At 62.3% G+C, this 13,932-nt stretch carries 10 protein-coding genes; 4 read left to right on the forward strand and 6 right to left on the reverse strand.

What is annotated here, in order from left to right:
* Nucleotides 1-188 precede the first annotated feature (188 nt).
* The 4 genes from JUI81_RS29735 to JUI81_RS29750 all read left to right on the forward strand — a co-directional run bounded on the left by JUI81_RS29735 (nt 189) and on the right by JUI81_RS29750 (nt 5,247).
* Entirely contained in the window at nt 189-1,907 is a 1,719-nt protein-coding gene (locus JUI81_RS29735; protein WP_204125559.1) for a hydrogenase maturation protein, read from the forward strand.
* A 131-nt stretch (nt 1,908-2,038) separates the two neighbouring features.
* The gene (locus tag JUI81_RS29740; protein WP_007941771.1) at nt 2,039-2,902 is read left to right on the forward strand and encodes a LysR family transcriptional regulator; all 864 of its coding nucleotides are present in this window, start codon (nt 2,039-2,041) and stop codon (nt 2,900-2,902) included.
* A gap of 114 nt (nt 2,903-3,016) precedes the next feature.
* On the forward strand, nt 3,017-4,162 hold the full coding sequence (locus JUI81_RS29745) for an SRPBCC family protein (protein WP_204125560.1): 1,146 nt from the start codon (nt 3,017-3,019) through the stop codon (nt 4,160-4,162).
* A complete protein-coding gene (locus JUI81_RS29750; RefSeq protein ID WP_204125561.1) occupies nt 4,159-5,247 on the forward strand; it encodes an SMP-30/gluconolactonase/LRE family protein in 1,089 nt (362 codons plus the stop codon). The genes JUI81_RS29745 and JUI81_RS29750 overlap by 4 nt, the downstream gene beginning before the upstream one ends.
* 196 nt (nt 5,248-5,443) lie before the next feature.
* Here JUI81_RS29750 and JUI81_RS29755 read toward each other — a convergent pair whose 3' ends face one another.
* The 6 genes from JUI81_RS29755 to lexA all read right to left on the reverse strand — a co-directional run bounded on the left by JUI81_RS29755 (nt 5,444) and on the right by lexA (nt 13,885).
* Entirely contained in the window at nt 5,444-5,686 is a 243-nt protein-coding gene (locus JUI81_RS29755; protein WP_018927630.1) for a DUF465 domain-containing protein, read from the reverse strand.
* A 175-nt stretch (nt 5,687-5,861) separates the two neighbouring features.
* Nucleotides 5,862-7,925 (reverse strand): PAS domain-containing sensor histidine kinase, encoded by a 2,064-nt coding sequence (locus JUI81_RS29760; protein ID WP_204125562.1) that lies wholly within the window; start codon nt 7,923-7,925, stop codon nt 5,862-5,864.
* A gap of 228 nt (nt 7,926-8,153) precedes the next feature.
* Nucleotides 8,154-11,252, reverse strand: a complete 3,099-nt coding sequence (locus JUI81_RS29765) for an error-prone DNA polymerase (RefSeq protein ID WP_204125563.1) — start codon at nt 11,250-11,252, stop codon at nt 8,154-8,156.
* Entirely contained in the window at nt 11,228-12,643 is a 1,416-nt protein-coding gene (locus tag JUI81_RS29770) for a DNA polymerase Y family protein (protein WP_204125564.1), read from the reverse strand. The genes JUI81_RS29765 and JUI81_RS29770 overlap by 25 nt, the downstream gene beginning before the upstream one ends.
* Before the next feature lie 7 nt (nt 12,644-12,650).
* Nucleotides 12,651-13,268 (reverse strand): translesion DNA synthesis-associated protein ImuA, encoded by a 618-nt coding sequence (gene imuA, locus JUI81_RS29775; RefSeq protein WP_019578465.1) that lies wholly within the window; start codon nt 13,266-13,268, stop codon nt 12,651-12,653.
* On the reverse strand, nt 13,268-13,885 hold the full coding sequence (lexA, locus tag JUI81_RS29780) for a transcriptional repressor LexA (protein WP_204125567.1): 618 nt from the start codon (nt 13,883-13,885) through the stop codon (nt 13,268-13,270). Before lexA ends, imuA begins: the two co-directional genes overlap by 1 nt.
* Nucleotides 13,886-13,932: the final 47 nt, after the last annotated feature.

Genomic DNA, 13,932 nt, shown 5'->3' on the forward strand with positions numbered 1-13,932 from the left:
GATCGTCCGAAGGCTCGGGCCGCGTTCGGACGATCTTTTGATTTTTAGCCTCTGCAACACTCGCTGACACAAGCTTGATCTCGATCAGTTGCCCTCCCCCCCACACTCTCTACTATCGCTCTTCCATCGAAGGCCAAGGACGGCTCATCGGGAGCCTGCGGCCGATCATTCTCAAGGAAGAGTCAATCATGCGGTCATTGAAAATCATTCTGCTGGCATCGGCGTTCAACGGCCTGACCCAGCGGGCCTGGCTGGACTTGCGTCAGGCCGGCCACTCGCCCAGCGTGGTGCTGTTCACCGATGAAGACTCGGTGTGCGAACAGATCGAACACTCCGGCGCCGATCTGGTGATCTGCCCGTTTCTCAAGGATCGGGTACCGCAGCAACTGTGGAGCAACCTCAAGCGCCCTGTGGTGATCATTCATCCGGGCATCGTCGGCGACCGTGGCGCCAGTGCGCTGGACTGGGCGATCACCCGTGAACTCAGCCGTTGGGGCGTGACAGCTTTGCAAGCGGTGGAGGAAATGGACGCCGGGCCGGTCTGGGCCACTTGTGAATTCAACCTGCCCCAGGGTCTGCGCAAATCCGAGTTGTACAACGGGCGCGTCAGCGACGCGGCAATCACCTGTATCCGCGAAGTCGTGGAAAAGTTTATCGACGGTTTCGAGCCAGTGCCTTTGGACTACAGCCAACGCCATGTGATTGGCCGCTTGCAGCCGAACATGAAGCAAGCTGACCGGATCTTCAGCTGGCACGACAACGCGCACTTCATCAAACGCAGCATCGACGCCGCCGACGGTCAGCCCGGCGTATTGGCCAGCCTGGCCGGCGGTCAGTATTACCTGTATGACGCTCATCTGGATTCGCGCAGCGGCACGCCGGGGGAGATTCTCGCGGTGCACGACGATGCGGTGCTGGTCGCGACTGGTGATCACAGCCTGTGGATCGGCTCGCTGCGACGCAAACCCCGGCCCGATGAAGAAACCTTCAAGCGTCCGGCCCGGCATGTGCTCGCCGAACAGCTTGCGCAAGTCCCGACCCTTGATTGGTCGATTGCCTCTCAGCCATTTAACAACGAAAGCTATCAACCGATCCGCTATCGCGAGTCGGGGCATGTCGGCGAGCTGACCTTCGAGTTTTACAACGGCGCCATGAGCACCGAACAGTGCCAACGACTGGTGGAGGCCCTGCGCTGGGCCAAGTCCCGGGACACCCAAGTGCTGCTGATCAAGGGTGGACGCGGCAGTTTCTCCAACGGCGTGCACCTCAATGTGATCCAGGCCGCAGCGGTTCCGGGGCTGGAAGCCTGGGCCAATATTCAGGCGATCGACGACGTCTGCCAGGAACTGCTCGGCGCCCGGCAACTGGTGGTCAGCGGCCTGACCGGCAATGCCGGGGTCGGTGGCGTGATGCTGGCGCTGGCTGCCGATATTGTTTTCGCCCGCTCCGACATCGTGCTCAACCCCCATTACAAAACCATGGGCCTGTACGGCTCCGAATACTGGACCTACAGCCTGCCCCGCGCCGTCGGCCCGGCGATGGCGGAAAAACTCACCGAAGACTGTCTGCCGATCAGCGCCGTCCAGGCCTTGCAGTTAGGCATGGTCCAGGAAATCGGTCCGCGCTGCCCGGACGAGTTTGGCCTGTGGCTGTTGCAGCGCGCCAATGGAGCGTTGAGTGATCCGGCGTACCAGGCGGTGCGTGAGCGTAAAAACCGGTTCGATACTCAATTGATGCAGCACTGCCGCAATGCCGAGCTGGAAGAAATGCACCAGGACATGGTGCAAAACCGTAAACAGTTCGCCGAGAAGTGCCGTAATTTTGTGCTTAAGCGCAAGGCGTGTGGCACGCCGCAGCGGTTGGTGGCCGATTGGGCGGTGGTGAAGGAGATTGAGTTGGCGGATTGATCGGCGGTGCCCACAGGCGCGTAGGAGCTGCCGCAGGCTCGGGCCGCGTTCGGACGATCTTTTGATCTTGCTTTCTATCCGCCGGCCATGGCTGCTCTTACAATGCCCGCACCTCCCACATCGGCCTGCCCATGGACATCGACCTCGCCCGCACCTTTCTGGAAATTGTCCGCCACGGCAGCCTGGCCGCGGCGGCTGAAAAGCTGCACGTCACCCAGACCGCGATCACTGCCCGGGTGCAGAAGCTCGAAAGTCAGCTGGGCAGCACGCTGTTTGTGCGCAATCGCGCCGGCGCGCGCCTGACGCCGAACGGCGAGGCTTTTGTGGTTTACGCCAATCAACTGGTGCAGACCTGGGAAGCCGCACGCCGGGACTTGCCGCTGCCCGAGGGCTACCGCGACGTGCTGCACATCGGTGGCGAGGTCAGCCTGTGCAACCCGTTGATGCTCAGTTGGGCCGGGGAACTGCGCGAGAAGATTCCCAGCCACGCCCTGCGCATGGAAATCCGCGACGGCGAAAACCTGCTGCGCCAACTGGAGTTGGGGGTGCTGGATGCGGCGCTGGTCTATCAGCCCGAGTACTGGCCACGCCTGCAAGTTGAGCAGGTGCTGGAAGAAAAACTGATCCTGGTACGCTTGGCCGGAAAACCCGATCCTTACGTGTATATCGACTGGGGCCCGGATTTCCGTCGTCAGCACGATGCGGCGCTGCCGGAAAAAGCCAAGGCAGCCCTGAGCTTCAACCTCGGCCCGCTGGCCTTGCAATACATCCTGGAAAACGGCGGCAGCGGCTATTTCCGCACCCGGGTGGTCCAGAGTTACCTGGAAAACGGCTTGCTGGAACAAGTGCCCAAAGCTCCGGAGTTCAGTTACCCGACCTATCTGGTTTACTCCCGGGACCGCGACTCGGCGACTCTGCAACGGGCGTTCGACTTGCTGCGGGAAGTGATCAAGACGGACGACGACTGGTCCCAGCGCTGGAACCCGCTGACCTGACACCATACGGGCGTCTCGCACCGGAGCATGGCGCTTGTGTCCTCAAGGTTCGGCCTGCCTGTGCGGCGGGATCGGCTAATCTGCTGGTTATAACAATAACCACAGGTGAACCCAGTGAGGCAGACCACCGAAGCGTTCCGCGCGCGCTACCGTGCCGATATTCATCCGCTCTACAACCCTTGGTTGCACGGCGCTTTTGTGTTGCTGTTCGGGTTGCTGGCCATCGGTGGGTTCTGGAGCACGGTGCATCAGGTGCAACCGCTGGAATGGCTGGCGGTGCCGCTGACCCTGTTGTTTTTGAACTTCGGCGTGTACGTCGTGCATCGGCATCTGGGGCACCACAAAAAGAGCCTGGCGCGGATGTTCTACGCCCGTCACGCCGGTGACCATCACAGCTTTTTCACCCCCGGCCACATGACCTACGACAGCGCCCGGGACTGGCGGGTGATTCTGTTTCCAGCCTGGCTGATCGTGTTGCACACCCTCGTCATCACGGGGCCTGCCTGGTGGTTGCTGGCTCAGTTCAATAGCAACGTCGCGGGGCTGTTTGGCGGCTGCATGGTGCTCGGTTACCTGACCTACGAGGTGTTCCATGCCTGCGAGCATCTACCGCCCGGCAACCCGGTGACGCGTTTGCCGTGGATCCGCCAGATGCGCCGTCTGCATGAGCTACATCACCGTCGTGAGCTGATGCAGGAACGCAATTTCAATATCGTGTTGCCCCTGATGGACTACCTGTTCGGCACCCTCTACTGGGAACCGGAGCAAGCGCCCCCGCACCTGACGAGAACGTCCATGACCTGTATGCAGCATGTGATCGACATCGCTGGAAACCCAGTGGCTGTGCTCGCCTACGCCAGCACCGTGACCCATTGGCCGCAGTGGCATCCGTCCTCCCTCAAGGTCGACGGGCAGAACGGGCCGGTGTATGCCGGAGCACGGTTCGAGGAAGACATTCGCGCCGGCGGGCGTGAGGGGCATTTGAGCTGGGAAGTCGACGAATACCTGCCCGGACGCCGCTGGAGGGCTCGGGCCCGAGGCAGTCATGGTCTGTCGTTGATGGTGACTTACGAGTGTGAGGTTGAGGGCGATGACACACGGTTTGTCCGCACTCTGGAATACAGCTTCAGCGGTCTGGCAATGCGCATTGCCAATCGTCTGGTGCTCAAGCGGCGCATCGAGCGCGAATCGGCGGAGTCGATGCTGGCGTTACGCGAGATGGCGCAAAAACATCTGGCCCTGACAGGAGTCAGCGCATGAAAAGACCCCTCAAGTTTCGGCATTGGTTGCTGCTGCTGATCATCGTGATCAGCGCCTTGCTGTTTTTATTGCCGACCAAGGTTCAACCGGTAGCCTGGACACCACCCACGGCGCCCTCCCTCGTCGATGGCATCTACGCCGACAATCAGCGACTCAAAGGCGTGAAACGGGTCGGTGCTGCTGACATCGACGGCCCTGAGGCGTTGCTACTGGAGAAAGACGTCCTTATCACCGGCCTGCATGACGGCCGGTTGATTCGCACCAGCCTCGACGGCAAAACCACCCAGGTGCTGGCCGATACCGGCGGCAGACCGCTGGGCCTGGCGCGGCACCCCAATGGTTTGTTGGTGATCGCCGACGGGGTCAAAGGTTTGCTGTCGCTCGACGCTCAGGGCCGGTTGATTCCATTGACCACCACGGCCAACAACCTGCCCTTCGGATTTACCAATGACGTGGCCATCGACAAGCCCGGGCATTACGCCTACTTCAGCGACTCCTCCAGCCGTTGGGGCTACGGCAAGGACGGAGAGGCGATCATCGAGCACGGTGGCGACGGCCGTTTGCTGCGTTATAACTTCCAGACCGGCAATACGGCGGTCCTGCTGGACAAACTGGAGTTCGCCAACGGCGTGACTCTGGGGCCTGACGACGCGTTTGTGCTGGTCAATGAAACTGGCGCCTATCGCATCAGCCGCTATTGGCTGACCGGGCCGAAAGCCGGCACCCACGATCTGTTCATCGACAATTTGCCGGGGCTGCCGGACAACCTGGCATTCAATGGCCGCGACCGTTTCTGGGTGGCGCTGTATGCACCGCGCAATGCACTGCTCGACACCACGGCGCCTTACCCTCTGGTACGCAAAATGATCGTGCGGGCGATGACTATTCTGCCCAAGCCCCTGGAGAAACGCGCCTTCGTCCTGGGACTGGACCTCGACGGCAAAGTGATTGCCAATCTGCAGGATGCCAGCAGCGGCAACTACTCCCCCATCACCACCGTGCGCGAGTATGGGGACTGGTTGTATCTGGGGTCGCTGAAAGCGCGGCACATGGCGCGGTTGCCGTTGAGCACGGCGTTGAAATAGAGGGTGTCATCAAAAGATCGCAGCCTTCGGCAGCTCCTACACGGGATAGCGTTCATCCACGAAGTAGCGGCGAACACTGAATCTGTAGGAGCTATCGAAGGCTGCGATTTTTTGATTTTGCATCAATGCGGATCCCGTATTGATCCCCCCGTTCCAATTGTTCAGTCACCGGTCGTCGGTGATTCTGCACAGCGTCTCAGGACGGCGTCTTAAGTCGCTCAGCGATCTTGTCCTTGACCTGCACACGCTTCTCCTTGAGCTTCTTCAGTACCTCATCGCTGGGCGCATCCGATTGTGCGGACTCGGCCTTCACCACCTCTGCGTCCGCCTGGGTGTACTTGTTGAGCAGTGAATCCAGTAACGGATCCTTGGTGCGTTTTTGCTGGATCTCTTCCTTCGTGCAGCGCAAGTCCTGGTAAAGGTCATGGGTCACCGGCATGGAACACCTCCGTTTGTTAATCGGTGGCAAACGTGATCGATGGCGTTCGCCAATTATCAGAATGGCCTCGCTTACCCGGTTCTGTCGACCGTCTATCAGACCAGCGGTGTCCGTTCGTCGTCCTGTCGCAAACGCGATATCCCCTTGCCCGAGCGTCTGGAAAGCCCCCCTTGAATCAACCACCGAGTACCGTACGAACCATTCGCGTCAGCGCCTCGGGACCATAAGGTTTGCTCAGCAGATAAGTGTCGGAGCTGAGTTGGTGATCGCGCGTAATGATGTCGCGGGTGTGTCCGGAGGTAAACAACACCGCCACCGGAGGGTTTTGCACCTTGGCCCAGGCGGCCAGGTCCGAGCTTTTGATCAAGCCGGGCATGACCACGTCGGTGAAGATCAGGTCCACTGTCGCGCCGTCGAGCAACATCTGCATCGCCAGGTCACCGTTGGCTGCGGTCAGGACCTGATAGCCCTCTTCGCACAACAAGTCCACGGCCGAACTGCGCACCGCTTCGTTGTCCTCGACCACCAGAATGGTTTCATGCCCGCCCCGGTGCTGCGGAGCATGGCGCATTGTTTCGTCAGGCAACGGGCGCAAGCTGCGAGGGAAATACAGCTGCACCCGAGTGCCCCGTCCGACGACGCTGGAAATCTCGATATGCCCGCCGCTCTGTTTGACGAACCCGAACACCATACTCAAACCCAGGCCGGTGCCTTGACCATCAGCCTTGGTGGTGAAAAACGGCTCGAAGGCCTGTGCAAGCACTTGCGGCGGCATGCCGACGCCCGAGTCCGCCACCGTCAGGCAGACATAATCGCCAGCGACGATGCCCTTGCCGGCGCAAAACTTGCGGTCGAGGACGATGTTCTCGGCGCTCAGGGCAATGGTCCCCTCGCCGTTCATGGCATCTCGGGCGTTAATCGCAAGGTTGAGAATGGCGTTTTCCAGTTGATTGCAGTCCACGTAGAGGCGCCATGGATCGTCAGGTGCGGACACCTTGATCTGGATCGTCTCTCCCAGCGCGCGCTGCAATAATTCCCCGAGGTCTTCGAAGATCTGCCGTGGGTCGCATACGGCCGGTGACAACGGCTGACGACGGGCAAAGGCGAGCAATTGCGAAGACAATTTGGCCCCGCGCTCGACCGCGGCAATCGAGGCGCCGACCCGGCGCTGCACGTTGGCGTTGTCCGGCTCGTGACGCGCCAGCAAGTGCAGGTTGCCGGCGATCACCTGTAACAGGTTGTTGAAGTCATGGGCCACCCCGCCGGTGAGACCGCCAATGGCTTCGAGTTTCTGTGATTGACGCAGTTGCTCTTCGGCCGCCAGCCGCGCCTCGACTTCTTCAGCGACTCGTTGCTCCAGGTTGCGGGTAAACTTGAGCAAGGACTCTTCGGCAATCTTGCGTTCGTGGATGTCGATCAACACCCCGGGAAAGCGCAACGCTTCACCTTGCGCATTGAACTCGCAACACCCGCTGGCGAGCACCCACAGGTAACTGCCATCGGGACGCAGGACCCGATATTCGGCGTTATAGGGCACGCCGGTTTCCACCGACTGATTCATCCGCTCCCGGGCCCAGCTGCGATCATCGGGATGGATCTGCATTTGGGCGATGGCCGGTGGCAGGTTGGCCAGGTCCTGGCCTGGCGGATAGGAAAACGTGCGGGCGAATCGCTCGTCGCCCGATAGCACGTCAGCCTTGATGTCCCAGACAAACGAGCCAAGCAAAGCCCCGGCATTGAGGGCCAGGCGAACCCTTTCATTATCTGCATGATAGGCGTTTTCGGCTTCCTGGCGTCGACGTTCGGAAATCACATGGTCAGTGGTTTCGACCACCATTGCCATGACCCCGGCGGGACACCCGTCATCATCGGCAACCGGGCTGTAGTAAAGGTCCATCCAGACGTCTTCGGGAACGCCGTCGCGCAGCAATACCAGGGCTTTGTTGTGATAGGACAAGGTGCCGCCCGCAAGGCAGGTGTCCACCACATGCCGATTGAATTCGGCGACCTCCGGCCAGCCCAACTCCACCGGGGAGCCCAGCAGGTAAGGATGGCGGCCACCGGCAAATCTTGAGTAGGCGTCGTTATAGATCATGTAACCGGGGCGGCCCCACAGCATCACCATCGGCAGCGGTGAAGCGAGCAGTAACTGCACCGCGCTGCACAGACTCCCGGGCCAGGTATCGATGCGCCCGAGTTCGGTCAGGCTCCAGTCGAACGCGCGAATGCGTTCGGCCATTTCGCCGCTCCAACCGGTACAACCGTGGCTATTGTCTAGAAACTGCATCGACTGGCCTATGTCTTGTGAATGACATGTTCTCAGGCAGTGCAACAGCATGAGGAGACGGTGCCTGCCCGTTTGTTTCGAGCACTGCCGACGCCAATGGTTTCATTGAGGTATAGCTGATTCTCGACCGGCCCCTGCGGCAAGCTGCTCCTGCACAGGTGACATATCCACCACCAAGGCTCAGTGGAAATCCCGACTGCGCACATGAATACCGTCGAGCAATGAACTCAGGTCGCTCAAGCGTCCGGCAATCAGGTGCCGCACCTCGCCCACCTTTTCCCAGCGCCCGTCGACCTTGAGCAATTGCGAGCCGACCAATACCTGCCGTTGCCGTTCGGCCAGATCGCGCCAGACCACCACGTTGACGTTGCCGAATTCGTCTTCAAGGGTCACGAAGGTCACACCGCTGGCGGTTCCCGGACGCTGCCGACCGGTGACCAGCCCGGCGACGCTGACCGGACGCCCATGCTCGACCATCAGCAATTCCCTGGAGCTGCGACAGCGCCGGGCCTTGAGTTCCCCCCGCAGCAACGCCAGCGGATGCGGGCCGAGGGTGGTGCCAACACTGGCGTAATCGGCTTGCAGGTCCTCGCCCACGGTGGGTTTAGGCAGATCCACCGCCGGCTCTTCCTGACTCGGCAGACCGGCAAACAAACCGAGCTGCTTCTGCACCCCCGCCACCTCCCAGCGCGCCCGATGCCGGTCACCGGCCAGCCCCCGCAGCGCACCGGCATCGGCCAGTTGCTCCTGGGCGCGAGCATCGAGTCGTGCCCGCTCGCCGAGGTCGGCGATGTCGGCAAACGCCCCTTTCGACCTTGCCGTCTCGATACGCCGGGCATCGTCTTCGCGAAAGCCCTTGATCATCCGCAGCCCCATGCGAATGGCTGGCTGCGCGCCGGTGATCGGTTCCAGGCTGCAATCCCAGTCACTGGCCCGCACGTCCACCGGGCGAATCTGCAAATGATGGCGGCGGGCGTCCTGGAGAATCTGGTCCGGGCTGTAGAACCCCATCGGCCAGCTGTTGATCAGCGCACAGGCAAAAGCCGCCGGCTCGTGGCATTTCAACCAGCAACTGGCGTAGGTCAGCAAGGCGAAACTGGCGGCGTGGGATTCGGGAAAACCGTAATCGCCGAAGCCTTTGATCTGCTCGAAGATCTGCGCGGCGAACTCCGCCGTGTAGCCGTTTTTCTTCATACCGTCCGCCAAACGTTCCTTGTGCGGTTCCAGTCCGCCATGGCGTTTCCAGGCCGCCATGGAGCGACGTAACTGATCGGCCTCGCCGGGGCTGTAGTCGGCGGCGACAATCGCGATCTGCATCACCTGTTCCTGGAACAGCGGCACGCCCAGCGTACGCTTGAGCACCGCTTCAAGTTCTTTCGACGGGTATTTCACCTCTTCTTCGCCCTTACGCCGCCGCAGGTAGGGATGCACCATCCCGCCCTGAATCGGCCCCGGACGAACGATCGCCACCTCGATCACCAGATCGTAGAAGTTCTTGGGCTTGAGCCTGGGCAACATCGACATCTGTGCCCGGGACTCGATCTGGAACACCCCGATGGTGTCCGCATGGCCAATCATCTCGTAGGTTTGCGGGTCTTCGGCCGGCACCGTCGCCAGGCTCAGGTCGCGGCCTCGGTGCCGACGCAGCAGATCGAAACAACGGCGAATCGCGCTGAGCATGCCCAGCGCCAGAATATCGACCTTGAGCAGCCCGACCGCATCCAGATCGTCCTTATCCCACTGGATGATGGTGCGCTCGGCCATGGCGGCGTTTTCCACCGGCACCAGGCTGTCCAGAGGCTGCTCGGAAATCACGAAACCGCCAGGGTGCTGGGACAGGTGCCGGGGGAAACCGATCAACTGTTGGGTCAGGCTCAGCACTCGGCGCAACACCGGGCTATCGGGATCGAAACCACCCTCACGCAGACGCTCGACGGGCGGCGCCTGATTACTCCAGTGGCCGCAACAGTCGGCCAGGGCGTTGACCTGATCCGGCGGCAAACCCAACGCCTTGGCCACATCGCGGATTGCGCCGGCACCGTGGTAAGTGCTGACCACCGCCGTCAGCGCCGCACGGGCCCGGCCATAACGCTGAAACACATACTGCAGGACTTCTTCGCGCCGCTCGTGCTCGAAATCCACGTCGATGTCCGGCGGTTCGTTGCGCTCCCTGGAGAGAAAGCGCTCGAACAGCAGCGTGCTGCGATCCGGGTCGATCTCCGTGATCCCCAGCACGAAGCACACCGCCGAGTTGGCGGCAGAACCGCGGCCCTGACAAAGGATGTGTTGCTGGCGGGCGAAATTCACAATGTCGTGAACCGTCAGGAAATAACTCTCGTACCCCAGCTCGGCAATCAGCTCCAGTTCTTTGTCGATCTGCGCCAACACCTCGGCCTTGGGGCTTTTTTCCCAGCGCCAGCGAATCCCCTTTTCTGCCAGCACCCGCAGCCAGGACGTGGCCGTGTGCCCCTCGGGCACCAGTTCCCGGGGATATTGATAACGCAACTGACCGAGGTCGAAAGTACAGCGCCGGGCGATGTTCAGCGTCTCGTCGAGCAGCGCCTGTGGGTAGAGATCGCGCAAGTCGTCGAGGTTGCGCAAATGCCGTTCGCCATTGGGGTGCAGACGCAACCCGGCCTCGGCCACGGGAACGTGATGGCGGATTGCGGTCATGGTGTCCTGCAAGGCGCGCCGGCCGCGGGCGTGCATATGCACATCGCCGCTGGCCACCGCCGGGATCCGCAGTTCCCGCGCCAGGGTCAGCAGTGCCGCCAGTCGCCGGGTGTCGTCCTGCCCGCGATGTAACTGAACGCTCAGCCACAGGCGCTCGGCGAAGCTCTGCTTCAGCCAATGGCCCTGCGCAAAATCATCGACGGCGTCCGGCGCCCACAACGCCAACAGCCCCGGCAACGGCTCGCTGAAATCCTCCCGCAGCACCTGATACTGGCCTTTCTGTGTACGGCGTCTGGCGCGGGTAATCAGTCGGCACAGGGCTTGATAACCCTCGAGGTTTTCCACCAGCAGCACCAGCTTCGGGCCATTTTCGATACGTATTTCGCTGCCGATGATCAGCGGCAACTCCACGGTCTTGGCCGCCTGCCAGGCACGGACGATACCCGCCAGGGTGCATTCGTCGGTGATCGCCAGCGCCTGATAGCCCTGCTTTTTCGCCCGTTGAAAAAGCTCAAGCGCACTGGAGGCACCGCGCTGGAAACTGAAGTTGGACAGGCAGTGCAGCTCGGCATAGTCGACGCTCATGCGAACCAGCCTTGCAGCCACAACGGACCTTCTTCGCCCACCGCCCGATAGGCCCAGCCCTGCTGACCGGAACGGGTTTCGATCAGGTAGTAATCGCGGCGCACGTCGTCGCCGTCCCACCAGCCGGACTCGATGCGCTCCGGCCCCATGAGGATGCGCGTCGAGCTTTCGTGTACCGCCTGCGGTTCAGTCAGCAACCAGCCCGGGCGTTGCACGGCAGGCAGTCCCCCGCAGGCCTGGCTGTCGACAGTGGTCTGCCACGCGCATTCCGGCCGGTGATCGGCCTGGAAGCGCAAGCCCTGCACCGCGTCATCCCCCAGCCGTGCGCGCAAGCGTTCACGCAGTTGCTCCCAAGGCAAGGACTGCTGCGGACGGTCGTCGAACAGTTCCTGATACTGGGGCACGAAGGCGGGTAGATCTTCGGCGCGCAGACGAAAACCGCGCACCGGGGCTTCGACCTGAACCTGTTCCAGCCGCCCTCGGGCCAGTTCGAACAGCATCGCCGGATCGCGCTCGGCGCTGAGCAGGCCGACCTTGATCACGGTGTCCGGCAAGCCGGCGTGTTCCAGGTGCAAGTCGAAACGTTGCACGCCGCTGTCCCGGCCGCAGAGGAACGCCGACAGATCGCCGGTCAATCGTCTTAAAGGAAACAACAATGCCTGATGGGATTGCACATCGAAGTTGAGCTCGATGCGCACATCGAAACGGTCCGGCGGCAGGTAAAACGCCAGCGCCAGCCGCCGCTCACCGAACAGGCTGTCCAGATGCTTGAGCACCTGGGCCTCGAAACGCCGGGCCAGGCTATGCCGGGGCAGCGCCTGCACCTGACTCAAGGTGCGCAGCCCCATGCGCGATAACGCTGTAGCAACGCTGGGCTCCAGGGCAATGCGATCGACGGGCAGTTGCCCGAGGTGATGCTGCAAGGCTTGATTGTCCGGCACCACCAGACCGTCATAAACGTTGGCCAGCACCCGCGCCGCCACCGGGTTGGGCGCGGCGACAATCCGATGGCGAAACCCCAGCTCAGCGAGCTCGGCGCGCAGCCGCGCCTCGAACTGCGGCCAAGGGCCGAACAAGCCCAGGCTGGATTCGATTTCAAACACCACGGCACGCGGGTAATGCACGCTGACCTGGGAGCTGAACCGATAGGCCCAGGCGGCCAGGAACTGCTGCCAATGTTCGATTTCGGCGGCATCGTATTCGGCGGTGACGAACCCTTTGCTCAGCGCCTGGGCGGCGGTCATCGACTGACCGGGTCGCAAACCCAGCGCCCGCGCCGCACCGTTGACCGCCTGCAGCACCCGCCGCTGGGCCGGGCCGGTCAGCAGCGCCAACGGCTCATCGGGGTCGGGGCGCTGACGCAGTACCGCGTCCAGCGCCAATTGCGGGAAGACAATGCACACCCAGCGCATGGCAACCTCAATGCCCCACGGCAAAGGCAATCGGCGCCGAACGGGCCAGCCCGCCCCGGCACTTGAGCACCCGCAACTGAGCAGGCTTGGCGTCGATGGCGATGCGCAGGGCCGCTGGCGACGGGTTGATGGCTTCACTGAGCGAGCGATAGGCGAACGCCAGGGTCTGCCCGGTTTCGGCCGCCACCTGCAAACGTCGCAACGCCCGGTCATCGGCCTTGTGCGGCCAGCACAACACCGCCCCGCAACTGCCCGAACGCAGGCATTGTTCCGCCGCCCACAGCGCATCGCGCTCGCTGGCCTGGATGATCGACAACTGGCGCAGATCGACCCCGGCGTTCTGCCAGGCCTGGGGATACGGCACGTAAGGCGGCGCCACCAGCACGATGCGCTCGCCCGCCGCCGATAACCGTGCCAGCGTCGGCCACACCAGTTGCAACTCACCCACGCCCTGCCCGGCCAGGAGGATTTCGCTCAGCGCCGCTTCCGGCCAGCCACCACTCGGCAACGCCGCATCCAGCGCCGCATGCCCCGTGGGTTGCGGGCTGACGGCCGGTGGCGCAGGTCGGCCCTTCCAGACCTGGCCGCCATTGAACAGCGTATCCAGCGCAACGACGGCGCCCATCACCCTTGCCTCACCAGACCACAGAACACGCCTTCGATGGCCAGCTCCTGATCGGCTCGAACAATGATCGGCTGGTAAGCCGGATTGCGCGGCAACAGGCGAACGGCATCGCCGACCCGCTCGAAACGCTTGATGGTGACTTCGCCGTCGAGCCGCGCCACCACGATCTGGCCGTTGAGCGCTTCAGGATTGCGCCGCACGCCCACCAGATCGCCGTCGAGAATGCCGTCCTCGATCATCGAATCACCCTGGACCCGCAGCATGTAATCCGGCACCCGCGAGAAGATCGACGGATCGAGCAGCAAACGGCTGTGGACCTCGGCATCGACACCGATCGGCGCACCGGCCGCCACGCGGCCCAGTACCGGAACGTCCAGCAGCTCTGGCCGCGGCGGCTGGTTCAACAGGCGGATGCCGCGCGCCTGATGCGGATTGACCTCGATGAAACCCGCCTCGGTCAGCGCCAGCACGTGCTTGCGCGCCACGCTACGGGAGGCGAAACCGAAGGCCTCGCTGATTTCAGCGAGGCTCGGGGGCTGACCGTGTTCGGCGATGCGATCGCGGATGAAGGTCAGGATGGCGGTACGGCGGGGAGTTAAAGTCGTCATGGAGTACATTTGTACTCTTTCGGCTTTTTCCTGGCAAGGACTTGTAGGAGCTGTCG

The sequence above is a fragment of the Pseudomonas sp. 008 genome, assembly GCF_016861935.1.
Taxonomy (GTDB): Bacteria; Pseudomonadota; Gammaproteobacteria; order Pseudomonadales; family Pseudomonadaceae; genus Aquipseudomonas.

Excerpts from the sequence above, each read along its gene's own strand:
- JUI81_RS29760 (WP_204125562.1), bottom strand. The coding sequence starts at position 7,925 with ATGGCCGAACGCATTCGCGCGTTCGACTGGAGCCTGACCGAACTCGGG.
- imuA (WP_019578465.1), bottom strand. The coding sequence starts at position 13,268 with ATGGGCGCCGTCGTTGCGCTGGATACGCTGTTCAATGGCGGCCAGGTC.
- JUI81_RS29750 (WP_204125561.1), top strand. The coding sequence starts at position 4,159 with ATGAAAAGACCCCTCAAGTTTCGGCATTGGTTGCTGCTGCTGATCATC.
- lexA (WP_204125567.1), bottom strand. The coding sequence starts at position 13,885 with ATGTACTCCATGACGACTTTAACTCCCCGCCGTACCGCCATCCTGACC.
- JUI81_RS29770 (WP_204125564.1), bottom strand. The coding sequence starts at position 12,643 with ATGCGCTGGGTGTGCATTGTCTTCCCGCAATTGGCGCTGGACGCGGTA.
- JUI81_RS29740 (WP_007941771.1), top strand. The coding sequence starts at position 2,039 with ATGGACATCGACCTCGCCCGCACCTTTCTGGAAATTGTCCGCCACGGC.
- JUI81_RS29735 (WP_204125559.1), top strand. The coding sequence starts at position 189 with ATGCGGTCATTGAAAATCATTCTGCTGGCATCGGCGTTCAACGGCCTG.
- JUI81_RS29755 (WP_018927630.1), bottom strand. The coding sequence starts at position 5,686 with ATGCCGGTGACCCATGACCTTTACCAGGACTTGCGCTGCACGAAGGAA.